Genomic DNA, 23,481 nt, shown 5'->3' with positions numbered 1-23,481 from the left:
CGAGACAGGGACAGCCCCTGAGGGACCGGGGGAGGGTCACGCCTTGTCCCGGCTCCCCGGGTTGTCGGCCGAGCGGGCCGCCAGTACCCGTCCTATGGCGGACAGATGGCGGGGTTGGGTCATGGCTCCGTGCACGCAGTCGATCTCGTGCACGTCGATCCGTCCGGTCGTATGCGGAGACCAGACGTCGGGAGTGAGGTCGCTGCCCGGCTTGTCGGCCGTGGCGGCGAAGAAGAGGATGTCGCCCATGAACGTCCCGACACTGATGTGATCGCTCAGGTTGGCGATGTCCACGAAGACCCCGACCAGCGCCGACAGCCCCTCCGCGCCGAGTCCGGCGAGAGGACTTGCCGGTGATGTCGGGTCGTGCCCGATGGACTCCGTGATGGCACCCAGCACCTCCGGGCTGTCGTACGACAGCTGCGCGCTCTCCCAGCCGTCGGTGGGCAGGTAGCTGTCCATCAGGGCGAGCAGTGCGACCTCCTCGCCCTCCGCCTGCAGGCGGACCGCAAGGCAGTGGGCCACGATGCCGCCGAAGGACCAGCCCAGGAGGGAGTACGGGCCGGAGGGCTGAACCGCCCGGATCTCCCGCAGGTAGTCCTCGACCATCTCCTCCAGCCCGGGTGCCGGGGCGTCCGGCTCGCTGAACCTGCGTGCCTGCAGCCCGTAGAGGGGCTGCCGGCGGTCCAGGTGGGGCAGGAGCCCGGAGTACGACCAGCTGAGCCCGATCGCCGGATGGACGCAGAACAGCGGGGCGAGGTCTCCTTCGGTGCGGAGCGGGAGCAGGACGCCCAACGAGTTCCCGTTTCCGGAAGAGGTCCCGGGCGCCCTGTCCAGCTGCTCGACGAGGGCGGCGATGGTGGGGGTCTCGAAGAGGCTGCGGACGGGAAGCTCGATGTCGAGGGTGGTGCGGATGCGGCTGATGAGGCCGGTGGCGAGGAGGGAATGGCCCCCGAGCTCGAAGAAGTTGTCGTCGATACCCACCTCTCGTACGCCCAGGATCTCGGTGAACAGTCCGCAGAGGACCTCCTCGCGCGGGGTACGGGGACCACGCCCGGCCGCCTTCGCCTCGTACGAGGGGGCGGGCAGGGCCCGGTGGTCCAGCTTGTTGTTGGTGGTCAGGGGGAGTTGGTCCAGGACCACGAACGCCGAGGGCACCATGTACTCCGGCAGGAGTTCGGCGGTGTGGGTGCGCAGGGCTTCGGTGTCCACGGTGTCGTGGTCTGTTTCGGCGACGACGTAGGCGACCAGGCGCTTGTCGCCGGGCTGGTCTTCGCGGGCTACGACGGCGACCTGGGCCAGTCCGGGGAAGCGGCCGAGTACGGCTTCGATCTCGCCGAGTTCGATGCGGAAGCCGCGGATCTTGACCTGGTCGTCGGCGCGGCCGACGAAGTCGAGGAGTCCCTCGCCCGCCCAGCGGGCCAGGTCTCCGGTCCGGTACATGCGGCTGCCGGCCGGGCCGAAGGGGTCGGCGACGAAGCGTTCCGCGGTCAGGTCGGAGCGGCCGTAATAGCCGCGGGCCAGACCTGTGCCCGCCAAGTAGAGCTCTCCGGCTACGCCTTGGGGGAGCAGGGAGAGGGTGTCGTCGAGGATGTAGGCGCGCATGCCGTCGAGCGGACGGCCGACCGGGACCGGTGCCGGTACTTCGTCGCCCGCGCGCCACAGGGCCTGGGTCGCGAACAGGGTCGTCTCCGTCGGCCCGTAGGCGCAGCGGACCAGGGTGTCGGGGCTGTGCTCCAGCACCCGGCGCACCGCGGTGGGGGAGATGAGGTCGCCGCCGGTGATGACTTCTCGTACACCCGCGAAGCAGTCGGGGGCTTCCTCGGCCATGACGCGGAACAGGCCCGCGGTGATGTCCAGTCCGGTGATCTCCTCCTCGACGATCAGTCGGGCGAGCTCGGCGACCGCGAGGTCGCCCTCGGGGGTGATGACGGTGCGCCCGCCGTGCAGGAGCGGTACCCAGAAGGCGTAGGTAGAGGGGTCGAAGGCATAGGAGGCCAGGAGCAGGACCCGCTCGTGCGCGCCGGGACGTTCGAACATGCCGTCCACGACCAGGTCGAGGATGTCGCGGTGGGTGACCGCGACTCCCTTCGGGCGGCCGGTGGAGCCGGACGTGTACATCACGTAGGCCAGCTGCTCGGGGTGGCATGCCACGCCCGGGTCGGTCAGGGGCAGGGAGGCCAGCTCGCTGTCCTGGTCGATGAGGACGAGTTGGGGGGTGTCGGGCAGACCGTTCGCGTGTGTCGCGGTGTCGGCCAGCAGGACGGGGGCGGAGGTCTGGTCGACGATCCACTGCATGCGCTCCAGCGGATACCCGCTGTGCAGCGGCAGGTAGAACGCGCCGGCCTTCAGGACCGCCAGAAGTGCGACCACGAGGTCCACGGAGCGTTCCATGAGCACCGCGACCGGTGCTTCCGGAGTCACGCCCAGGCCCACCAGCCGGTGGGCGAGCTGGTTCGACCGCTCGTCCAACTCCCGGTAGGACAGCTCGCGTCCGGCGCACCGCACCGCCACCGCGTCCGGGGACAGCAGTGCCTGCGCGGCGAAAGCCTCCTGCACGGAACCGGCATCGAGGCCCTGGCGGGGCTCCGCGCCCGCCCACGACTCCAGCAGCCGTACGCGCTCGGCCGGCGACAGGATCTGCGCCTCGCCGATCCGGCGGTCGGGAGCGGTGCTGAGCTGTGTCAGTACCGCCACCAGCTGGGTCACGATCCGTTCGGCAGTGGACTTCTCGAAGACGTCGGTGCTGTACTCCAGCATTCCGGCGAGTCCGGCCGGCCCGCTGTCGGCCTCGTGGCACTCGTTGAGGACGAAGCCGAGGTCGAACTTGGCCGTACGGGTGCTGAAGGCCTCCTCTGCTTCCACCACCAGGCCGGGCAGCGAGAACGCGTCTCCCACGGAGTTCTGCAGGACGACCATGACCTGGAAGAGCGGATGCCAGGCGGGCGAGCGCGTCGGATTCACGGCCTCGACCACGCGCTCGAACGGCACGTCCTGGTGCGCGTAGGCGGACAGGGCGGTCCCGCGGACCCGCGCCAGGAGTTCCCGGAACGTCGGGTTGCCCGAGGTGTCCGTCCGCAGCACGAGCGTGTTGAGGAAGACCCCGACCATGTCGTCGAGAGCATCGTCGGTACGTCCTGCGCTCGGGGTGCCGAGGGGGATGTCCGGTCCCGCGCCCAGTCGGTTCAGCAGGGTGGCCACGGCGGCCTGGAGCACCATGAACAGCGTGGTGTTGGTCTCCCGGGCCAGGTCGAGGAGCGCACGGTGCAGATCGGCGTCGAGGCGGACCGGAACCATGTCGCCCCGGTAGCTGGCCACCTTGGGCCGGGGACGGTCGAAGGGCAGCTCGAGGTGCTCCGGTGTGCCCGCCAAGGCTGCGGTCCAGTAAGCCAGTTGCTTGTTCGCCGCGGACTCGGGGTCCGTGTCCTCGCCGAGGATCCGGCGCTGCCACAGGGTGTAGTCGGCGTACTGCGCCGGGAGTGCGGACCACTGCGGTGCGCGGCCCTGGAGCCGGGCGTCGAACGCCGTTTCCAGGTCGCGGCCGAGGGGACCCATCGAGGCGCCGTCGCTCGCGATGTGGTGCATGAGCAGCAGCAGGACGTGCTCGGCGGGTGCGAGGGCGAACAGCGTGGCGCGGAACGGGGCTTCGGCCGACAGGTCGAAGACGTACTGCCCGGCCGCGTGCAGCGCCGCGTCCAGTCCGTCCGCGTCGCAGGTGACGTGATGGAGCTCCAGGGGTGCGGCGTCCGCGGCCAGCACGGTCTGTGCCGGCCGGCCGTCGATCTCCTCGAACACCGTGCGCAGGCTATCGTGGCGTACCGCCACGTCGTTCAGGGCCTGCTCCAGCGCGTGCGCGTCCAGGTCTCCGGTGAGCCGGAACGCCACCGGGACGTTGTAGGTGGCACTCGCCCCTTCCAGCTTGTTCAGGAACCACAGCCGGTTCTGCGCCGCCGACAGCGGCACCAGGTCCGGGCGCTCCACCGCTGTCAGTGCGGGCCTGGCCGTTTCCGCCTGTGCGACGAGGCCGGTCAGGGTGGCGACCGTAGGGGCTTCGAACAGGGCCCGTACCGGCAGTTCGACGCCCAGGACCGACCTGATCCGGCTGACGAGCTTGGCCGCCAGCAGGGAGTGCCCGCCCAGCGCGAAGAAGCTGTCGTCGATGCCCACCGCCGGCAGGTCCAGGATCTCCGCGAACAGCCCGCACAGGATCTCCTCCTGCGGACCGCGCGCCGTACGACCGCCGGTCTCGGCCTCGTACACGGGTGCGGGCAGGGCCCGCCGGTCCAGCTTGCCGTTGGCGGTCAGCGGCAGCCGGTCCAGCACCACGAATGCCGCGGGAACCATGAACTCGGGCAACGAGCCGCCCGCATGGGTGCGCAGGTCGTCCGTGCTCGCCCCGGCCCCGGCGGACTCGGCCGCCACCACGTACCCCACCAGGCGCTTGTCGCCCGGGCGGTCCTCCCGTACGACCACCGCGACCTGTGCCACCGCCGCGTGACGGCCCAGCACGGCTTCGATCTCGCCCAGCTCGATGCGGTATCCGCGGATCTTGACCTGGTCGTCGGCCCGGCCGACGAACTCCAGCTGGCCGTCCGCGCGCCACCGCACCAGGTCTCCGGTGCGGTACATCCGGCTGCCCGCCGGGTCGAAGGGGTCGGCCACGAACCGTTCCGCCGTCAGCCCGGGACGCCGCAGGTATCCGCGGGCCAGGCCCGCGCCCGCGATGTACAGCTCTCCGGGAACTCCTCGCGGTGTGAGCTGCAGGCGCTCGTCCAGGACGTACGCCCGGGTGCCGTGCACCGGCGCGCCGATGGGGATGGACGCGGCCGGGTCGGCGGCGGACAGCGGCAGGCTGGCCGTCGCCGAGATCGTGGACTCGGTGGGCCCGTAGAGGTTCAGCATCCGCCGTCCGTCCGCCCAGCGCGCGATCAACGCGGGCGGGCAGGCCTCGCCTCCGACGCTCAGGACGCGCAGGGCGGGGAAGTGCCGCTCCGGCAGCGTGGCGAGCACGCTGGGCGGCATGTCGGCGCAGGAGATCCGGCGCTGCTCCAGGAAGTCGCCGAGGGCGTCCCCGACCAGCGGGCCGGGGGCGGGGACGACGAGGGTCGCGCCGAACCAGAACGCCCGGAGGAAGTCCTCCAGCGCCATGTCGAAGCTGATCGAGGCCAGCTGCAGGACCCGGTCCCCGGGCTGGATCCGGTACTTCTCCGCCAGGGTGGCCGCCAGCGCGCAGAGGCCGCGGTGGGTGACGGCGACGCCCTTGGGCGTGCCGGTGGAGCCCGAGGTGTAGACGGTGTAGGCCAGGTCGTCCGGCCGGGGCCGGGCGGTGCGTCCGGCCTTCGTGGGATCGGCGCCGTCGAGTCCGGCCAGGGCGGCGGGATCGTCCAGCAGCAGGGCCCGCGGGCCGTCCTGGGGGAGCAGTCCGGCCGCCGCGCGGGTGGTGAGCACCCGGACCGGGGCGGCGTCGCGGAGCATGAACGCGATGCGGTCGGCCGGGTAGCCCGGATCGACGGGGAGGAAGGCGGCGCCGGCCTTCAGGACGCCCAGCAGCGCGGCCACCATCTCCACGGACCGGGGCACCGCCAGCGCCACCAGGTGCTCGGAGCCGACGCCCTCCCGGATGAGCCAGTGGGCGATCCGGTCGGCCCGCGTGTTCAGCTCGGCGTAGGTGAGTACGGCGCCCTCGTGCTCCAGCGCCGGCGCGCCGGGGTGCAGCGCCGCGTGCTCCTCGAACACGTCGGTGAGGAACCGGTGCGCGGGGGCGGGGGCTCCGGCCCCTTCGGCGAGCAGGGTGCTCCGCTCGGCGGGGGAGAGCAGCGCGGCGGCGCTGATCGGCAGGTCGGGGTGGTCGGCGAAGGCCGCCAGCAGCAGCCGCAGACCCTCGGTGAACCGCTCGGCGGTGGTCGTGTCGGACAGGTCGGTGCGGTACTCCAGGAAGCCTTCGAGCCCCGCGGGGTCGCCGGCGGCGTCCGTGGTCTCGTAGAAGTTGAACGTGAGGTCGAAGCCGGTCACGTCCTTGGTGAGGTCCTCGGTGACGGCCGTCAGCCCGGGCAGGTCGAACACGGGAGCCGCCTGGGTGTGCAGCGCCAGCATCACCTGGAACAGGGGATTGCGGGCCAGCGAGCGCTCCGGGTTGAGGATCTCCACCAGTCGTTCGAAGGGGACGTCCTGGTGGGAGTAGGCGGCGAGGTCGGTTTCCCGGGTACGGGCGAGGAGTTCGCGGAAGGTGGGGTTTCCGGAGGTGTCGTTGCGCAGGACCAGGGTGTTGACGAAGAACCCGACGAGGTCGTCGAGGGCTTCGTCGGTGCGGGCGGCGACGGGGGTTCCCAGGGGGATGTCGCTGCCCGCCCCGAGGCGGGTGAGCAGGGTCGCGAGGGCGGCCTGGAGGACCATGAACAGCGTGGTGTTGGTCTCCTGGGCCAGGTCGGCGAGCGCGCGGTGCAGGGCGGCGTCGATCCGGATCGGGACGGTGTCGCCGCGGTAGTCGGCGACCTTGGGCCGCTGACGGTCGTAGGGCAGCTCGAGCTGGTCGGGAATCCCGGCCAGGGCCTGCTTCCAGAAGGCGAGTTGCTCGCTCATCGCGGAGTGGGGATCGGCTTCCGTGCCGAGGAGTTCGCGCTGCCACAGGGTGTAGTCGGCGTACTGCACGGGCAGCGGTGACCAGGCCGGTGCCGTACCCGCGCAGCGGGCGGCGTAGGCGAGGCTGATGTCGCGGGCCATCGGGCCCAGCGACCAGCCGTCGTTTCCGATGTGGTGCAGCAGGAGGAGCAGGACGTGCCGGTCCGGGCCGGTCGTGAACAGCCGGGCCTGGAACGGGGGATCGACGGTGACGTCGAAGGTGGTGTTGCCGGCGGCTCGGAGCGCCTCCTCGAGGTCCGCCGCATCGACCTCCACCACGGGAAGCCCGGGGCGGACCTCGCCGGGCTCCAGGATGCGCTGCTGCGGCTCCCCGTCGACCTCCGGGAACACCGTCCGCAGGCTCTCGTGCCGACCGATCACCTCGCACATCGCCGCTTCCAGGGCCGCGCGGTCGAGGTGACCGGAAAGCCGCACCGCGAGCGGCAGGACGTACGTGGCGGTCGTCCTGTCCAGCTGGTTGAGGAACCAGAGGCGGTTCTGTGCCGGAGACAGCGGGATCCGCTCCGGGCGGGCCACCGCGGTCAGCGCGGTCCTGCCCGATCCGGCCCGCGTGATCTCGTCGGCCAGGCCGACGACGGTGGGGGTCTCGAAGAAGGTGCGGAAGGGGATCTCGATGTCGAGGGTGGTGCGGATGCGGCTGATGAGACGGGTGGCGAGGAGGGAGTGGCCGCCGAGCTCGAAGAAGCTGTCGTCGATGCCGACCTCGGCTACGCCCAGGATCTCGGCGAACAGTCCGCAGAGGATCTCCTCGCGCGGGGTGCGGGGCGCGCGCCGGGACGCGTCCGCCTCGTACGAGGGCGCGGGCAGGGCCTGGTAGTCGACCTTGCCGTTGCTGGTCAGCGGCAGCTGGTCCAGGACCACCATGACGGAGGGGACCATGAACTCCGGGAGCAGCGCGGACGCGTGGGTGTGCAGGTCTTCGGAGTCCACCGTGGGGTGGCCGGTCTCGACGACCACGTAGGCCACCAGGCGCTTGCCGCCGGGCTGGTCCTCCCGGGCCACGACCGCGACCTGGGAGAGTCCGGGGAACTGGCCGAGCACGGTTTCGATCTCGCCGAGTTCGATGCGGAAGCCGCGGATCTTGACCTGGTCGTCGGCGCGGCCGACGAAGTCGAGGAGTCCGTCGCCCGCCCAGCGTGCGAGGTCTCCGGTGCGGTACATGCGGCTGCCGGCCGGGCCGAAGGGGTCGGCGACGAACCGCTCCGCGGTCAGGTCGGAGCGGCCGTAGTAGCCGCGGGCCAGACCCGCACCCGCCAGGTAGAGCTCCCCGGTCCCGTCCTCGACGAGCCCCATGCGGTCGTCGAGGATGTAGGCGCGCATGCCGTCCAGCGGACGCCCGATCGGGATCGGCGCGGGCACGGTGTCGGTCGCGGTCCAGGGGGCCTGGGTCGCGAACAGGGTCGTCTCGGTGGGCCCGTACGTCGAGCGCACCACGGTGTCGGGGCAGTGCTCCAGCACCCGGCGCACCGCGGTCGGGGAGATGACGTCGCCGCCGGTGATGACTTCCCGTACGCCGGTGAAGCAGTGCGGGGCCTCGTCGGCCATGACGCGGAACAGGCCGGCCGTGAGCTGGAGCCCGGTGATCTCCTCTTCCGCGATCAGCCGGGACAGCGTGGCCACGCTCAGGTCGCCCTCCGGCGACACCACCGTCCGGCCGCCGTGCAGGAGCGGAACCCACATCTCGTACGTCGAGGGGTCGAAGGCGTACGGGGCCACCATCAGCACCCGCTCGTGGGCACCCGGCCGCTCGAACAGGCCGTCCACGACGAGTTCCAGGACGTCGCGGTGGGTGACCGCGACTCCCTTGGGGCGGCCCGTGGAGCCGGAGGTGTACATCACGTACGCCAGCTGGTCCGGCCGGCAGGCGACACCCGGGTCGGTCACCGGGAGCGAGGCCAGCTCGGTGTCCCGGTCGACGAGGACGATCTGCGGGGCGTCGGGCAGGCCCCGCTCACGCTTCGCGGCGTCGGCCAGCAGGACCGGGGCGCTCGTCTCGTCGACGATCCACTGCATGCGCTCCAGCGGGTACCCGCTGTGCAGCGGCAGGTAGAAGGCACCCGCCTTTAGCACCGCCAGCAGTGCGACCACCAGGTCCACCGAGCGCTCCATCAGCACCGCGACCGGAGCTTCCGGGCCGACGCCCAGGCCGATCAGCCGGTGTGCGAGCCGGTTCGCCTGCTCGTCCAGTTCCCGGTACGACAGCTCCCGTCCGGCGCACCGCACCGCCACCGCGCCCGGAGAACGCAGTGCCTGCGCCGCAAAAGCCGCCTGCACGGAATCACCGATCAACGCCGTATCCGACTCGAACGGCTGATCCTCAGCAAAATCAACAGCAGGTGCAGCACGCATTGCCAATAACTCTCTTTCGGGGTCGGGGTCGCGCGAATTCAGGTGGGCCGGCAACGCGGCTACACGGATGTCAGGGGGATCGTCGCGGTGCATTTCCGCTGCGCGATCAGCCTGATGAACGGCAGTCGTCGGGGCGGCGGCTCACCCGGTCATCCTTTGGCTCTCCAAGTCCTCGGATCGTTCGTACAACTCCTGCGCGAGCGCAGCCCAGGTCTGTGCGTACTGGCGGGCCAGATCCGCCACCAGGCCGCCGGCGTGTGCCGGTACCGCGGCGGCCAGGTCGGCCCACATGTGCTGGTCGACGGCGTTGTGCTGCAGCAGGCGCAGCAGGTGGCGGCCGGATTCCCGCTGGCGCAGTGCGGGATCGCGCACCAGCTTCTGCAGCACCGCCGCGGGGTCCACCCGGTGCGGCTGTACGCGCCGTCCCCCCGGGTCGGCCACCGCGGTGATCGGTGTGGTGATCGACGTGCTCGAGCGTCCCTGTTCCAAGCAGGAGTTGACATCGGCGCGAGCTTTGGCACCGCCGCCCGGAGTGCGGGGATCCCGGCCGGCTTCCAGGAGCTTGCGGACGTCGCTCACCGTCGTCGGCGAGATCCCGGCCATCCGTGCCACCTCGCGCAGGGATGCCTGCGGCTGCTCGGCCAGGATCTCGGCCGCGCGCTGCCGGCCCTCCACGCTGCTCAGCGGCCGGACCCGGCCGTCCCCGCCGACCCGGAGGTTGTCCGGGGTGCCCGCGCCGGAACTCCGGCGGAGCGCCGCCACCGTCTTGGCGCCGAGGCCAGAGGCCCGGGCGATGGAACGGTCGGACAGGTGCGGATGGGTCGCCACGATCCGTGCCGCGGCAGCGCGCCGATCGGCCTGGGACAGGGGAAGCCCGTGCGTGACGTTCGCTTCGACGCCGCGCAGGAACGCGTCGTCGGCGCAGCCGTCGAAGAACTTCACGGAAATGGTCTGCTGACCGCGCAGCCGGGCGGCGGCGAGGCGGTGCACCCCGTCTATGACGCGCATGGTCCGGCGGTCCACGAGGATGGGCGGAAGCTGCTCCTCGGTTTCGGCCAGCCGGGCGATGTGTTCCTCGTCGGCCCCCGTGGACCGGGGCGACTCGCCGACGGTCACCGCGGTGACGGGAACCTCGGCGCACTCGGCTCCGCTGCCGGCGGTCGCTGCGTACGTCGCTCTCACTGGGTCGGCCTCCGAAGGTGGGCAGTGATGAGGAGGGGGCCGGTTCGCAGGCCCTCAAGACGACGCGGGTCGATCCGGCCACGCGGGGCGCGAGGCATAGCGGTGCTCCTCCAAGAGAGAGATGTGGTCAATTCCCGGGCATCCGGCCTGTTCGGAGGCCGTTCCCGGTTGATGGAGAGAGCTTCTCCCTCCGCACACCCCGCTCGTAAGGGCTTGTGGCTGGCAGGACTAGCCCGGGCCGTTTGGTGCCAGTCGACGGCTCCTGCAAAAGCGGTCGACCAGCATGTTTTCGCATTGGCATTCACCGGCCAGTCCGCTAGCGGCCATTCCCCGAAAAGCCCCTGGTCGAGTCGTTCTCCGGTGTCCACTCGCCGCCTGGACCGGACTCGACGGCATGGACCATGCTGCGGGGACAGCCACGGCACCGGCGCAACAACGCAGGTCCGACGGCTGTGAATGTGAGTGAGGAGAGACCGGGGGCGTCCAACTGCGGCAGTGCCGCAGATGAACACCCCGCCGGACCAGGCCTTTGCGGGTGACGCCGCACGGTGAGCAGGGAGACCCCCCGATTACCGTGCGGCGCCTTACCGGTGAGGCCGCCGGCGTGTGAGGAATTCCTTGGGCGGCAGCGTATTCAACGCAAAAGCCGACGAGTTGAATTTCCCCCCGTGACCATGCAAATCTCGCTCCAGAAGGCCGCTGTGTCCGTGCCGGCGAGTTCTTTCATGCCTTCAGTTCGTCAAGGATGAATAACCAGAAGGAGTGAGGTCGTGACCAATCCTTTCGAAGACCCCGAGGCGGAATACCTCGTACTGATCAACGAGGAGAAGCAGTATTCGCTCTGGCCGAAGTTCGCCGAGGTGCCGGCAGGCTGGAACGCCGTTCACCGGAGCGACCGCGCCTCGTGCATCGAGTACATCAACTCGACCTGGACGGAAATGCGGCCGTACAGCCTGGTCCAGCAGATGAGCGCGACGGCGTGAGCGTTCTCCTCTCCGACGACCTCCAGTTCCTGCCCAGGCAGACGACCGGAACGGTGACGTGCATGACTCATTCGAACGCATCCATCTTCGACGGGCTCGCCATCGATCACGTCGAGTTCTACGTCCAGGACACGGCGGTGGCTGCGGAGCAGTTCATCGACGGCTACGGATTCGAGGTCTACGGAGCCTCCGGACCGGCGCAATCCGCCACGCCCGTACGGTCGGTGGCGCTCGGCCGGAACGAGATCCGGCTGGTGCTGACGTCGGCGCAGGGCGCCGACCATCCCGCCGCTGCCTACGTGGCGCAGCACGGTGACGGGGTGGCCAACATCGCCCTGACGACCCCCAATGCCCGGGGAATGTTCGCCGAGGCAGTGCGTCGCGGTGCCGTGGCGGTGGCGGAGCCGGAGGAGCGGGACGGGGTGCTGACGGCCTCGATCCGAGGCTTCGGGGACGTGTTCCACACCTTCGTGCAGCGTCCGGGCGGCAGCGATGTACGGGAGCTTCCGGGAATCTCCCCGGTTCCCGGGACGGGCCCCCGGTTCGACAGCGGCCTGAACACGATCGACCACTTCGCCATCTGCCTCGAAGCCGGGCAGCTGGCACCCACCGTGGAGTTCTACGAGCAGGTCCTGGACTTCCGGACGATCTTCGAAGAGCGCATCGTGGTGGGCCGCCAGGCCATGGATTCCAAGGTGGTCCAGAGCCCGTCCGGTGGCGTCACGCTCACGCTGATCGAACCCGACACCTCGCTGGAGCCGGGGCAGATCGACGGGTTCCTGAAGAACCACGACGGGGCCGGCGTCCAGCACATCGCCTTCACCGTGGACAGCATCGTGGAGTCGGTCGGCCTCATGAAGTCGAGGGGCGTGTCCTTCCTGAGCACCCCTGCCGCCTACTACCGGCTGCTGGGCCTGGATCTGACGAAGTACTCGGTTTCCGAACTCAAGGAACTGGACGTCCTGGTCGACGAGGACCACGACGGCCAGCTGTTCCAGATCTTCACCAAGTCGGTCCACCCGCGCCGGACGCTGTTCATGGAGGTCATCGAGCGCATGGGCGCCCGTACCTTCGGCAGCGGAAACATCAAGGCGCTCTACGAAGCGGTCGAACGCCAGCGGGCCGACGCAGAGGTCGGGACGTGACATGACCCATCAGCCCCTGTGCGTGGAGGACCTGCGACGGTCCGCCGCCGCACGCCTGGCGCCGGCGGTGTGGGACTTCATTTCCGGCGGCAGCGGAACCGAATCGACCCTGCAGGCCAACCGGGCCGCACTGGACGGCGTTTCGCTGGTGCCCCGGGTGCTGGCCGGCGTCAAGTCGGTGGACACCGGCGCGCAGTTGCCGGGCGGTCCGGCCGCGCTGCCCCTCGCGGTCGCACCGATGGCGTACCAGCGCCTGCTGCACCCGGAGGGGGAACTCGCCGCCGCGGAGGGTGCTCTGGCGGCGGGGGTGCCCTTCGTGGTCAGCACCATCAGCAGTCACTCGCTGGAGGAGATCGCCGCGGTCGGAGCGGACCTGTGGTTCCAGCTCTACTGGCTGCACGATCGCGGCCGGATGGCCGAGCTGATCCGCCGCGCCGAACAGGTCGGCTGCAAGGCCCTGATGGTGACCGTGGACGTCCCGATCATGGGCCGCCGGCTGCGCGACCTGCGCAACGAGTTCACGCTCCCCGACTGGATCCGCAGCGCCAACCTGGAGTCCGACGGGCCCTCCGCAGCCCATGCGCGCCGGCCGGGCGAGTCGGCCGTGGCCGCCCACACGAAGATGGCCTTCGACCCGACCTTCGGCTGGTCCGACCTGGAGTGGATCCGGGAGCAGACCCGGCTTCCCCTGGTGGTCAAGGGCATCCTCGATCCCCAGGATGCGCAACAGGCAGTACGGCTCGGGGCGGACGCCGTGGTGGTGTCCAACCACGGCGGCCGGCAGCTGGACGGCGCGCCGGCCAGCATCACCGCACTGCCCTGGGTCGCCGAAGCGGTGGACGGGCAGTGCCAGGTCCTCATGGACAGCGGTGTCCGCAGCGGCACCGACGTCCTGCGCGCCCTCGCGCTGGGCGCCGACGGGGTCCTGATCGGGCGCCCGGTGCTGTGGGGGCTGAGCGCAGCCGGGGCGCAGGGAGTCGCCCGGGTGTTCTCGATCCTGCGGACGGAACTCGAAGAGGCCCTCCTCCTAGCCGGCTGTGCCGATCTGGCCGCCGCACGCACCTTGCGCTCAATTATTTCCGGTTTGCGGGTCTGAGTACCGCTGTTTGCGGCCTGGACGCCCTCCGGTGCCATCGAAGGAGAAACGAAGTCATGTCTGAGAAGAACGACCATCAGTTCGATGTCGTCGTCGTAGGCGGTGGTCCGGGCGGTTCCACCGCGTCGACCCTGATGGCCATGCAGGGGCACCGTGTCCTGCTCCTGGAGAAGGAGGAGTTCCCCCGGTACCAGATCGGAGAGTCCCTGCTGCCCTCCACGGTGCACGGCATCTGCAAGCTCCTCGGTGTCTCGGAGGAGCTGGAGAAGGCCGCGTTCATGCCCAAGCGCGGCGGCACCTTCCGGTGGGGGAGCAGCCCCGAGCCCTGGACGTTCTCCTTCTCCGTCTCCGAGACCTTCTCGGGCCCGACCTCGCTGGCCTACCAGGTCGAGCGGATGAAGTTCGACCAGATCCTCCTGGACAACGCGCGCTCCAAGGGCGTCGAGGTCCGCGAGAAGAGCTCCGTGGTCGACGTCATCGAGGAGGACGGCGCCATCCGCGGTGTGCGGTACGCCGACGCCGACGGGGTGCGCCACGAGGTGCGCAGCCGCTTCGTCGTGGACGCCTCCGGCAACAAGAGCCGCATCCACACCAAGATCGGCGGCACCCGCCACTACTCGGAGTTCTTCCAGAACATCGCCCTCTTCGGCTACTTCGAAGGCGGCAAGCGCCTCCCGGCACCCAACTCCGGCAACATCCTCTGCGCCGCCTTCGACGACGGCTGGTTCTGGTACATCCCGCTCACCGACGAGCTCACCAGCGTCGGCGCGGTACTGCGGCGCGACGCGCTGGAGCGCGTGCAGGGCGACAAGGAGAAGGCTCTGATGAGCCTGATCGACGGGTGCCCGATCATCGCGGAGAAGCTGAACGAGGCGCGCCGGGTGGAGAGCGGCCCGTACGGCGAGATCCGGATCCGCAAGGACTACTCGTACATCCAGGAGAAGTTCTGGCGCCCCGGCATGGTGCTGGTGGGCGATGCGGCCTGCTTCATCGACCCGGTCTTCTCCTCCGGCGTGCACCTCGCCACCTACAGCGGTCTGCTGGCCGCGCGCTCCATCAACTCGGTCCTGGGCGGGGACTTCGAGGAGGAGAAGGTCTTCGAGGAGTACGAGGCGCGCTACCGGAACGAGTACGCGCTCTTCCACGACTTCCTGGTGGCGTTCTACGACATGCACCGGGACGAGGACTCGTACTTCTGGACCGCCAAGAAGGTCATGAACAGCTCCTCGTCCGGACTCGAGTCCTTCGTGGAACTGGTCGGCGGCGGCGCCTCGGGCGAAAGCGGGCTGGTCAACGCCGGCTCCTACGCCGAGCAGCACGAGTCCACCTTCCGCGAGTTCTCCGACCTCGTCGACGAGCCGGCGGGCGAGACCGGGGCGGATCGCGATCTCTTCGACTCGACGCTCGTGCAGTCCGTCCTGGAAGAGGGCGCCAAGATCCAGGTCCACGCCGCGCTGGGAGAGGTCCTCGACGACGAGGACCCGATCCGCGAGGGCGGGCTCGTGCCCTCCGCCGACGGAATGCGCTGGGCCCACCCCAGCTACTGACCTAGAGGCTGACGGGGGTAGCGGTGATACGAACCATGGCCGTGGTCGGCACGGGCCTGATCGGCACCTCGATCGGCCTGGCGGTGAGCCGGCACGGCGTACGCGTGCATTTGCTCGACAAGGACGAGGTGGCTGCCCGCACGGCGGCCGCCCTGGGAGCGGGCGTGCTGGGCGCGCCCGACGAGTCGGCCGACCTGGCGGTGATCGCCGTACCGCCGGGCGCGGTGGGCGCCGTGCTCGCCAGGATGCAGGCCCGAGGACTGGCCCGGACCTACACCGACGTGGCCAGCGTGAAGGCGCAGACGGCCCGGGACATCTGGAAGTCCGGTGGTACGTCGGCTAGTTACGTGGGCGGTCATCCACTGGCCGGCCGGGAGCGCGGCGGTCCGCTCGCCGCTCGCGCGGATCTGTTCGAGGACCGGCCCTGGGTCCTGACTCCGTCGGAGACCACGTCCCAGGACGCGGTGAACCGGGTGTTCGAGATGATCGCGCTGTGCGGGGCGATCCCCGCGATCATGGGCGACCGCGCACACGACGACGCGGTGGCCTTGGCCTCGCACGCTCCGCACGTGGTGGCCAGCCTGATGGCCGCGCGGCTGGAGCACGGCTCGCGGGCCTCGTTCCGGCTCGCGGGGCAGGCGCTGCGCGACGTGACGCGGATGGCCGTCCGGGACACCGAGCTGTGGAACGACATCCTGCAGGCCAACGCGCCGGCCGTCGCCGGAGTGCTGCGGGAGCTCAGGGACGACCTGACGACCCTGATGGCCACGCTCGACGACCTGTCGAGCGCACCGCTGGACGCCAGGGCCCAGACCCTGGAACCGATGGTCGACCTGCTGAACAGGGGTGCTGCCGGACTGGCGGCGATCCAGGAACGGCAGGCCGCGGACCGGCAGACGCACGTGGAGGTTCTGGTCCCGGAGGGACCCGGACAGCTGGTCCGCCTGCTGGACGTGCTGAGGACGCTCCACGTGGAGCAGGAGGACGCCGTACCGCGGTACTCCGCGGCGGAAGACGCCCTCTCCCTCGTGTTCGCGGTCCCGGCCGTGCGGGCCGGCCAGATCGTACGGGAGCTCGGCGGAGCCGGCTGGAACGCCGAATCCGTCAGCGCGGACCAGGTGTCCGTCGCACGGAACGCGGCAGGCCGCGCGGCTGATCAATCCCACGTGGCGTAGGCCCATTTCGGAACAGAGGAACTGAGGAAAAGGGGACAGGTGAATGAACACATACGACGACACCATTGCTAACCCTCTTCGCGTGGCCATCATCGGCACGGGAAACATCGGCTGCGACCTGCTGCTCAAGGTCATCGCCTCGCCCTATCTGCGCTGCGACATGTTCGCCGGGCGGCGCACCACCTCGCCGGGCATAGAGCTCGCCGAAAACCGCGGGGTTCCGACCTCCGCCGACGGAATCGACGCCATCGCCGCGATCGCGGACCGCATCGACCTGGTCTTCGACGCCACGTCGGCCGCGGACGCGATCCACAACTACAAGGTGCTCGAAGCCCTCGGCATTCCGGTCGTCGACCTCACGCCGGCCCACCTCGGCAGGTTCTGCGTCCCGGCACTGAACCTCGAGGAGTGCCTCACCGAGCCGAACGTGAGCATGGTGTCCTGCGGCGGACAGGCCGCGGTGCCCATCGCGCACTGCTTCAGCGAAGCCTCCGAGAACGGCCTGGGCTACCTCGAGATCGCCACGGCCAGCTCCTCGCAGAGCGTCGGCCCCGCTACGCGGGCCAACATCGACGAATACGCCTTCACCACCCAGAAGGCGACCCACGAATTCAGCCGGGTGGACACCGCAAGGACGATCCTCATCATCAATCCGGCAGAGCCGGGAATCGTCATGAGGAACACCATCGCGGTCCCGGCCTCCGAAAACATCGACATGGAGGCGCTGCGCGTCTCGGTCGACCTCATGGAGAAGCGGATCAATTCCTATGTACCTGGGTATCGCGTGGTCGTTCCGCCGATTGCGACGGGCGATCGCATCATGGTGACCATCGAAGTGGAAGGGCTCGGTGACTGGCTTCCCCGCTACGCCGGGAACCTGGACGTCATCACCTGCGCGGCCGTGGCCGTCGCCGAGGGCCGCGCGGAGGCACGTCGATGAAGACCCCCACCGAGCGTCGGCTCGAAATCTGTGACACGACCCTGCGCGACGGAAACCACGCCGTGGCACACCAGCTGGGCCGCTCGGACATCATCGCCTACGCCAAGGCCGCCGAACTCGCGGGCGCCGACCTCCTGGAGGTCGGGCACGGCAACGGACTCGGCGCCTCGTCCATCCAGGTCGGACGCGCCGCGCTGACCGACATCGAGATGCTCACGGCCGCCCGCGACCAGCTGACGAACACGCGCCTCGGCGTCCTGTCCATCCCCGGGTTCGCGACCGTCGAACGCGATCTGAAGCCCGCACTGGACTGCGGAGTCGACGAGGTCCGGGTCGGTGCGCACTGCTCGGAAGCGGACGTGACCCGCCAGCAGATCACCATGCTGAGTTCGATGGGCGTCACCGTCAAAGGCCTGCTGCTGATGAGCCACATGGCGTCGACCAAGACGCTCATCGAGCAGGCGCGGCTCATGCAGGGGTACGGAGCGAACGCGGTCGTCCTGATGGACTCGGCCGGTGCGTACACCCCGACCGCGGTCACCGAAAAGGTCGGTGCGCTCGTCGAGGCACTCGACATCGAGATCGGCTTCCACGGCCACAACAACCTCGGCCTCTCGGTGATGAACAGCATGGCCGCCATCAAGGCCGGCGCGACCATCGTGGACGTCACGGCACGCGGCTTCGGCGCCGGCGCCGGCAACGCACCGCTCGAACTGGTCGCCGCCAACCTGCACCTGGAGCAGATCGACACCAAGCTCCAGCTGTTCGCGGCCCTCGACGCGGGCGATCTCGCCGAATCCACCTTCGTCAAGCGCGTTCCGACGAACGACAGCGTGACCATCACCAGCGGAATCGCCGGTGTCTTCTCCGGATTCGCAGGCCCCACGCGCCGCGCCGCCGAGCAGTTCCAGGTGGACCCGCGGGACATCTTGATGGAGCTCGGCCGCAGGGGCGTCGTCGCCGGCCAGGAGGACTCGATCATCGAAGTCGCCATGGATCTCGCCGAAAAGAACTCTCTCTACGCCGTCATGTGACGGACCTTCCGAAATCTGAGGAGAAGAAATGACGTTGACGTTGGATTCCGCACGCGAAGTGGGAGCGGACTACGCGGCGGTCGCCGCACTGCTCCAGATCGGCGCCGAGATCGGCGTGGACCAGGTGCTGGACTCGGGCCGCACCTTCACCGTCGCCGACCTGGCCGAGGTGACGGGCCTTTCCGAGAAGCGCCTCGGGGAATTCGTCCACGCGCTGTCGTCCGCCGGACTGCTCGCGGCCGGGGATGGCGAAGGCCTGTACCGCGCCTCCGACGACTACGCGGACTGGAGGCACCAGGTCGGTTACCTGTCCTGGTCCCTGACCGCCAACAGCCCGTTCCTGCAGAACGCGCGCGCCTTCCTCTCCGAGGACGAGTCCGCCGCCGACACCCACCAGCGCGACGGGCGCCGCGTGGCGGTCAGCTCGCGCTGGATCGGGGACCGCACCTTCTACCCGGCCGTCGTCGAGCGGGTCGTGGCCGCCGGCGCCAAGCACGTCGTCGACCTCGGCGCGGGCGCGGCCGGCCTGCTCATCGGCCTCCTCGCCCAGGACGAGGGCCGGACCGGCGTCGCCCTGGACCTGAGCTCGGGGGCCTGCGCCGCCGCGCGGGAGGACGCGGTACGCGCCGGGGTCGACGGCCGGCTCCGGGTCGTGGAGCGCTCGGTCGAGTCCCTGATCGACGACCCCAGCCCGCTGGAGGGGGCCGACGTCATCCAGGCCTGCTTCGTGATGCACGACGTCCTGCAGGACGAGGCCGCCTTCGACGACGTGCTGCGCACCTGCCACAAGGCCCTGGCACCCGGCGGCATCCTGGCCGTGGTCGACGCGGTCTCCTACGGGCAGGAGGACCGCGAGCGCAAGTTCAGCGCCCTCTTCACCTACCTGCACTCGAACTTCATGGGCATCAACCTGCCCACCGAGGACCAGTGGGTGGAGAAGTTCCGCAGCGCCGGCTTCTCGGACGTCGAGGCCTCCTCCCAGGTCATGCCGGGCGGCCGGCTGTTCCTGGCGACCAAGTAGCCCGGTCGCGCACGATGCTTCAGGAACCCCGAGCCGTCCACCAGCGCATAGCCGCCGAACTGTGGAACGCCAAGAAGGAACTCAAGCCGATACCGCCCATCTCGGCCCGGTATCCCGACTTCACCGCACAGGACGCCTACGTCATCCAGCGCGCATTGCGCGCCCTGGAGCACGAGAGCGGAGCGGTGCACGCCGGATACAAGATCGGCGCGACGAGCCTGGCCATTCAGGAGATGTTCGGAGTCGACGAACCGGATTTCGGCTTCCTGACCGAAGCCATGATCCTCGCCGACGGCGCCCGCCTCGACCCGGGAGAGTTCATCTCGCCCAAGGTCGAGGGGGAGATCGCCTTCCGGATCGGCGCCGACCTCTCTGATCCCCGTACGACCGCTGCGGACGTACTGGACGCCACGGTCGAGGTCTTCCCGGCCCTCGAGGTGCTCGACAGCCGCATCGAGAACTGGGACATCGCCTGGGTGGACACCGTCGCGGACAACGCCTCGTCGGCCATGGTCGTCGTGGGCGAGCCCGTTCCCTTCGACGGACGCGATCTCGCCGCCGAGACCATGGTCTTCGAGTCGGGTGACCGCGTGCTCACGGCGACCGGAGCGGCCGTGATGGGGCATCCGGCGGAATCCGTGGCATGCCTCGTGCGCCTGCTGGCCTCCTTCGGCGCGGGGATCGGTGCCGGCGACGTGGTCCTGGCCGGATCGCTGGCCGCAGCGGTCGATCTCACGCCAGGTTCCACCGTCAGGGCGTCGTTCGGGTCCCTTGGATCCGTATCCCTTTCCGCATCCGAAAGAGGGTGATTGACACATGCTTATTTCAAGTTCTGTTCGTTTTGCCGAGGATCAGTCGTTCGAGTCGGATACGGCGTTGATCGGTGAATCGGTACAGGCGGCCTTTGCGGCGCAGGTACTGCGTTCTCCGGGCGCGGTGGCGGTACGGTGCGCCGGACGGGAGCTGTCCTACCGGGAGTTGGACGAGCGGTCGAACCGGCTGGCACACCGCCTGGTGGGTCTGGGCGTGGGTCCGGAGGCGCCGGTCGCGGTGCTGATGGAACGCTCCGTGGACCTGGTGGTGGCCCTGCTGGCGGTCCTCAAGTCCGGTGCGTTCTACCTGCCGCTGCACAGCGGCTATCCGCTGGAGCGCATGCAGTGGATCGTCGACGAGACCTCCGCTCCGGTGCTGCTGGCCGATGCCGCGATGCGGGGGCGGGGCCTGCCCGACGCCCCCCGGCTCGTGGTGGTGGACCAGGACGCCGAGCTGCTCGCGCTGCCGGTGACCGACCCGGGCGTGCAGTGCCGGCCGGACCAGCTGGCGTACGTGATGTACACGTCGGGCTCCACCGGCCGTCCCAAGGGGGTCGCGGTCACCCACCGCGATGTCCTCGAGCTGGTGGTGGACGGCATGTTCGAGCGTCCCGGCGCGCACGAGCGGGTGCTGATGGTGGCCCCGTACGCCTTCGACCCCTCGACGTACGAGATGTGGGTTCCGCTCCTGCACGGCGGGCGGACCGTGGTGTCGCCGGAGGGCGACCTGAGCGTGGCCACGCTGTCCCGGCTGATCGCGGAGGAGCAGATCACCGGCCTTCAGGTGACGGCGGGCCTGTTCCGCGTCATGGCCGAGGAGGACCCCGCCTGCTTCACCGGCGTACGGGAAGTCATCACCGGCGGCGACGTCATCTCCCCGACCGCCGTGCGCCGGGTGCTGGAACACAGCCCCGACACCCTGGTCCGCTGCGCCTACGGGCCCACGGAGACGACCCTGTTCGCGACCCAGGCCCCCTGGACCGCGGGCGACGACGTGCCGGCGCCGGTCCCGATCGGGCGGCCGCTGGACGGCATGCGCGCCTACATCCTGGACGATTCCCTCTCCCTGCTCCCCGAGGGCGTGGCGGGGGAGCTGTACCTGGCGGGTGCGGGTCTGGCCCGCGGCTACTACGGCCGCTCGGACCTGACGGCCGAGCGTTTCGTCGCCGACCCGTTCGGGCCGGCCGGCGGCCGCATGTACCGCACCGGTGACCTGGCCCGCTGGGCGGGCGAGGGACTCCTCGACTTCGTCGGCCGCGCCGACGACCAGGTCAAGATCCGCGGCTTCCGCATCGAACTCGGCGAGATCGAAGCCGTCCTGGCCGGCTTCCCGGGCCTGTCCCAGGTTGCCGTCGTGGCCCGTGAGGACCAGGACGGCGACAAGCGCCTGGTGGCCTACGTGGTCGCCCAGACCGGCCGGGACACGGTGTCCGCCGTGGATACCGCGGCCCTGCGCACCCACACGGTCGGGCTCCTGCCCGAGTACATGGTGCCCTCCGCCTTCCAGGTCCTGGACCGGCTGCCGCTGACCACCAACGGCAAGGTCGACTACCGGGCCCTGCCCGCCTCCGACCTGCCCGCACCCGCCCCCGGAACCGGGCGCGGCCCGCGGACCCCGCGCGAGGAGATCCTCTGCGGCCTGTACGCGGAGATCCTGGGTGTGCCCACCGTCGGCATCGACGACAACTTCTTCGAGCTCGGCGGCCACTCCCTCCTCGCCACCCGCCTCATCAGCCGCATCCGGGCGATCCTGGGCGTGCGGCTCTCGATCCGCAGCCTGCTCAACACCCCGACCGTGGCCGCCCTGTCGAACCTGGGCCAGGCGGACAGCGAGGCGCAGGACAGCGGGCTGGAGCACGTGCTGAACCTGCGGCCGGTCGGCAGCCGTACGCCGCTGTTCTGCGTGCACCCCGGCGGCGGCATGGCCTGGTGCTACGCGGGGCTGCTGCGCTACGTACCGAAGGACCACCCGGTGTACGGGCTCCAGGCCAGCGGACTGGCAGCGGACGAGCCGCTGCCCGCCGACATGGACGAGCTCATCGAGGACTACCTCGGCCGCATCCGGGCGATCCAGCCTTCGGGCCCGTACGCCCTCCTGGGCTGGTCCTTCGGCGGCAAGGTCGCCCACACCCTGGCCGCCCGCCTCCAGCAGGCGGGCGAGGAGGTGTCCCTGCTGGCCGTGCTCGACGCCGGCACCGGCGGGCACGCCAGCGAGGACGGCACGCGCACCCAGCGCGATCTCCTGGAGCTCGCCTTCGACGGAATCGGCGCCTTCCACGCCGAGCCGGGGGACGAGCCGATCGGGATGCCGCGCATCCTCGACATCCTCACGTCGCACGGCGGAACGCTCGCCAGCCTCGAAGAGCGGACCGTGGCCGCTCTCATCGACATCACGGCGAACAACCTGAGGATCAGCCGGGTGGCGGGCTCCGAGCAGTACGACGGTGACGTGCTCTTCTTCGAGGCAGCCGGACCGGACGGCGCTCCCACCGGACTCTCCGAGGTCTGGGAGCCGTACGTGAGCGGCCGGATCGAGAACCACGTCACGCCGTACACACACATGCAGCTGATGAGTGCCGACGCACTCGCCGACATCGCTCCGGTTCTGGCGCGAGCGCTGAAGACCACCGCAGATGGACCGGATGGAAAGAGGGGCCACTGATGTCCGACAATCCGAAGCCCAACAGGTCGGCGATGCACCGGGGACAGGTGCTGCGGGTCGAATGGCTGACCCCGCACATGGTCAGGGTCGTGCTCGGCGGCGAGGGCCTGCAAGGGTTCGACGCAGGTCAGTACACCGATCACTACGTCAAGCTCGTCTTCCCCCTGGAGGACGTGCAGTACCCCGAGCCGTTCGACCTCGCGGCCGTCCGCAAGGACCTCCCCAGGGACCAGTGGCCCCGGACCCGTACGTACACCGTGCGCAGCTGGGACCCGGACACCGTCGAGCTGGCCCTGGACTTCGCCTGTCACGGCGACAACGGTCTGGCCGCCCGCTGGGCAGTGAACGCCCGGCCCGGGGACGAGATCCACTTCGTCGGTCCCGGAGGCGGCTACTCGCCCGGCACGGAGGCCGACTGGCATCTGTTCGCCGGCGACGAGAGCGCCCTGCCCGCGATCGCGGCTTCCCTGGAGGCGCTGCCCCCGGGGGCGATCGCCAAGGCGTTCATCGAGGTGGCCGGTCCGGACGAGGAACAGAAGATCCACACGCCGGCCGATGCCGACATCGTCTGGCTGCACCGCGGTGACGCCCAGATCGGCACGGCGCTCCACGAGGCCGTCTCCACGGCGGACTTCCCGGCCGGCACGGTGCACGCCTTCGTCCACGGAGAGGCGCACTTCGTGAAGTCGCTGCGGCACCACCTCCGGGTGGAACGCGGCCTGGCACGCGAGCAGCTGTCCATTTCCGGCTACTGGCGACGCGGAGTGGACGAGGACGGCTGGCAGTCCACGAAGTCCGAGTGGAACCGCGACGTAGCGGACCCGACCCCGGCGTAACTCCCGGTCTCCTCCCGGGCATCCCCCCTCCCTGAAAGAGAGTAATTGGCCATGTGTGCT

13 protein-coding genes are annotated in these 23,481 nt (G+C 70.0%); 11 read left to right on the top strand and 2 right to left on the bottom strand.

Annotated features, from left to right (window positions below; genetic code table 11):
• Window positions 1-36 precede the first annotated feature (36 nt).
• Entirely contained in the window at window positions 37-8,913 is an 8,877-nt protein-coding gene (locus ACFRU2_RS28615) for an amino acid adenylation domain-containing protein (protein ID WP_382977214.1), read from the bottom strand.
• 216 nt (window positions 8,914-9,129) lie between these two features.
• Window positions 9,130-10,170: a ParB and winged helix-turn-helix domain-containing protein gene (locus ACFRU2_RS28610; protein WP_382977212.1), complete on the bottom strand. Its 1,041-nt coding sequence runs from the start codon at window positions 10,168-10,170 to the stop codon at window positions 9,130-9,132.
• 770 nt (window positions 10,171-10,940) lie between these two features.
• Between ACFRU2_RS28610 and ACFRU2_RS28605 the strand changes: the two genes are divergently transcribed.
• The 11 genes from ACFRU2_RS28605 to ACFRU2_RS28555 all read left to right on the top strand — a co-directional run bounded on the left by ACFRU2_RS28605 (window position 10,941) and on the right by ACFRU2_RS28555 (window position 23,421).
• On the top strand, window positions 10,941-11,153 hold the full coding sequence (locus ACFRU2_RS28605; protein WP_382977210.1) for an MbtH family protein: 213 nt from the start codon (window positions 10,941-10,943) through the stop codon (window positions 11,151-11,153).
• 62 nt (window positions 11,154-11,215) lie between these two features.
• Window positions 11,216-12,298: a 4-hydroxyphenylpyruvate dioxygenase gene (hppD, locus tag ACFRU2_RS28600; RefSeq protein ID WP_382977208.1), complete on the top strand. Its 1,083-nt coding sequence runs from the start codon at window positions 11,216-11,218 to the stop codon at window positions 12,296-12,298.
• Window position 12,299: 1 nt separating this feature from the next.
• Window positions 12,300-13,394 (top strand): alpha-hydroxy acid oxidase, encoded by a 1,095-nt coding sequence (locus tag ACFRU2_RS28595; RefSeq protein WP_382977205.1) that lies wholly within the window; start codon window positions 12,300-12,302, stop codon window positions 13,392-13,394.
• Between the two features lie 56 nt (window positions 13,395-13,450).
• The gene (locus tag ACFRU2_RS28590; RefSeq protein ID WP_382977203.1) at window positions 13,451-14,941 is read left to right on the top strand and encodes a tryptophan 7-halogenase; all 1,491 of its coding nucleotides are present in this window, start codon (window positions 13,451-13,453) and stop codon (window positions 14,939-14,941) included.
• Window positions 14,942-14,964: 23 nt separating this feature from the next.
• Complete coding sequence (locus tag ACFRU2_RS28585) at window positions 14,965-16,116, top strand: prephenate dehydrogenase (protein ID WP_382977201.1); 1,152 nt, start codon at window positions 14,965-14,967, stop codon at window positions 16,114-16,116.
• Window positions 16,117-16,159: 43 nt separating this feature from the next.
• The gene (locus ACFRU2_RS28580; RefSeq protein WP_382977199.1) at window positions 16,160-17,056 is read left to right on the top strand and encodes an acetaldehyde dehydrogenase (acetylating); all 897 of its coding nucleotides are present in this window, start codon (window positions 16,160-16,162) and stop codon (window positions 17,054-17,056) included.
• On the top strand, window positions 17,053-18,090 hold the full coding sequence (dmpG, locus tag ACFRU2_RS28575) for a 4-hydroxy-2-oxovalerate aldolase (protein ID WP_382977198.1): 1,038 nt from the start codon (window positions 17,053-17,055) through the stop codon (window positions 18,088-18,090). The genes ACFRU2_RS28580 and dmpG overlap by 4 nt, the downstream gene beginning before the upstream one ends.
• 28 nt (window positions 18,091-18,118) lie before the next feature.
• A complete protein-coding gene (locus ACFRU2_RS28570; RefSeq protein WP_382977196.1) occupies window positions 18,119-19,111 on the top strand; it encodes a class I SAM-dependent methyltransferase in 993 nt (330 codons plus the stop codon).
• A 14-nt stretch (window positions 19,112-19,125) separates the two neighbouring features.
• The gene (locus ACFRU2_RS28565) at window positions 19,126-19,920 is read left to right on the top strand and encodes a 2-keto-4-pentenoate hydratase (RefSeq protein ID WP_382977194.1); all 795 of its coding nucleotides are present in this window, start codon (window positions 19,126-19,128) and stop codon (window positions 19,918-19,920) included.
• 67 nt (window positions 19,921-19,987) lie between these two features.
• On the top strand, window positions 19,988-22,585 hold the full coding sequence (locus tag ACFRU2_RS28560) for an amino acid adenylation domain-containing protein (protein ID WP_382977192.1): 2,598 nt from the start codon (window positions 19,988-19,990) through the stop codon (window positions 22,583-22,585).
• Window positions 22,585-23,421, top strand: coding sequence for a siderophore-interacting protein (locus ACFRU2_RS28555; RefSeq protein ID WP_382977191.1), 837 nt, complete (start codon window positions 22,585-22,587; stop codon window positions 23,419-23,421). Before ACFRU2_RS28560 ends, ACFRU2_RS28555 begins: the two co-directional genes overlap by 1 nt.
• Window positions 23,422-23,481: the final 60 nt, after the last annotated feature.

It is taken from the genome of Streptomyces sp. NPDC056883, assembly GCF_042788835.1.
Classification (GTDB): domain Bacteria; phylum Actinomycetota; class Actinomycetes; order Streptomycetales; family Streptomycetaceae; genus Streptomyces; species Streptomyces stoeckheimensis.
The sequence above is the reverse complement of the archived record's forward strand: the minus strand, read 5'-3'. Positions and strand labels throughout refer to the sequence as shown.

Excerpts from the sequence above, each read along its gene's own strand:
- hppD (WP_382977208.1), top strand. The coding sequence starts at position 11,216 with ATGACTCATTCGAACGCATCCATCTTCGACGGGCTCGCCATCGATCAC.
- ACFRU2_RS28555 (WP_382977191.1), top strand. The coding sequence starts at position 22,585 with ATGTCCGACAATCCGAAGCCCAACAGGTCGGCGATGCACCGGGGACAG.
- dmpG (WP_382977198.1), top strand. The coding sequence starts at position 17,053 with ATGAAGACCCCCACCGAGCGTCGGCTCGAAATCTGTGACACGACCCTG.
- ACFRU2_RS28590 (WP_382977203.1), top strand. The coding sequence starts at position 13,451 with ATGTCTGAGAAGAACGACCATCAGTTCGATGTCGTCGTCGTAGGCGGT.
- ACFRU2_RS28570 (WP_382977196.1), top strand. The coding sequence starts at position 18,119 with ATGACGTTGACGTTGGATTCCGCACGCGAAGTGGGAGCGGACTACGCG.
- ACFRU2_RS28595 (WP_382977205.1), top strand. The coding sequence starts at position 12,300 with ATGACCCATCAGCCCCTGTGCGTGGAGGACCTGCGACGGTCCGCCGCC.
- ACFRU2_RS28565 (WP_382977194.1), top strand. The coding sequence starts at position 19,126 with ATGCTTCAGGAACCCCGAGCCGTCCACCAGCGCATAGCCGCCGAACTG.
- ACFRU2_RS28580 (WP_382977199.1), top strand. The coding sequence starts at position 16,160 with ATGAACACATACGACGACACCATTGCTAACCCTCTTCGCGTGGCCATC.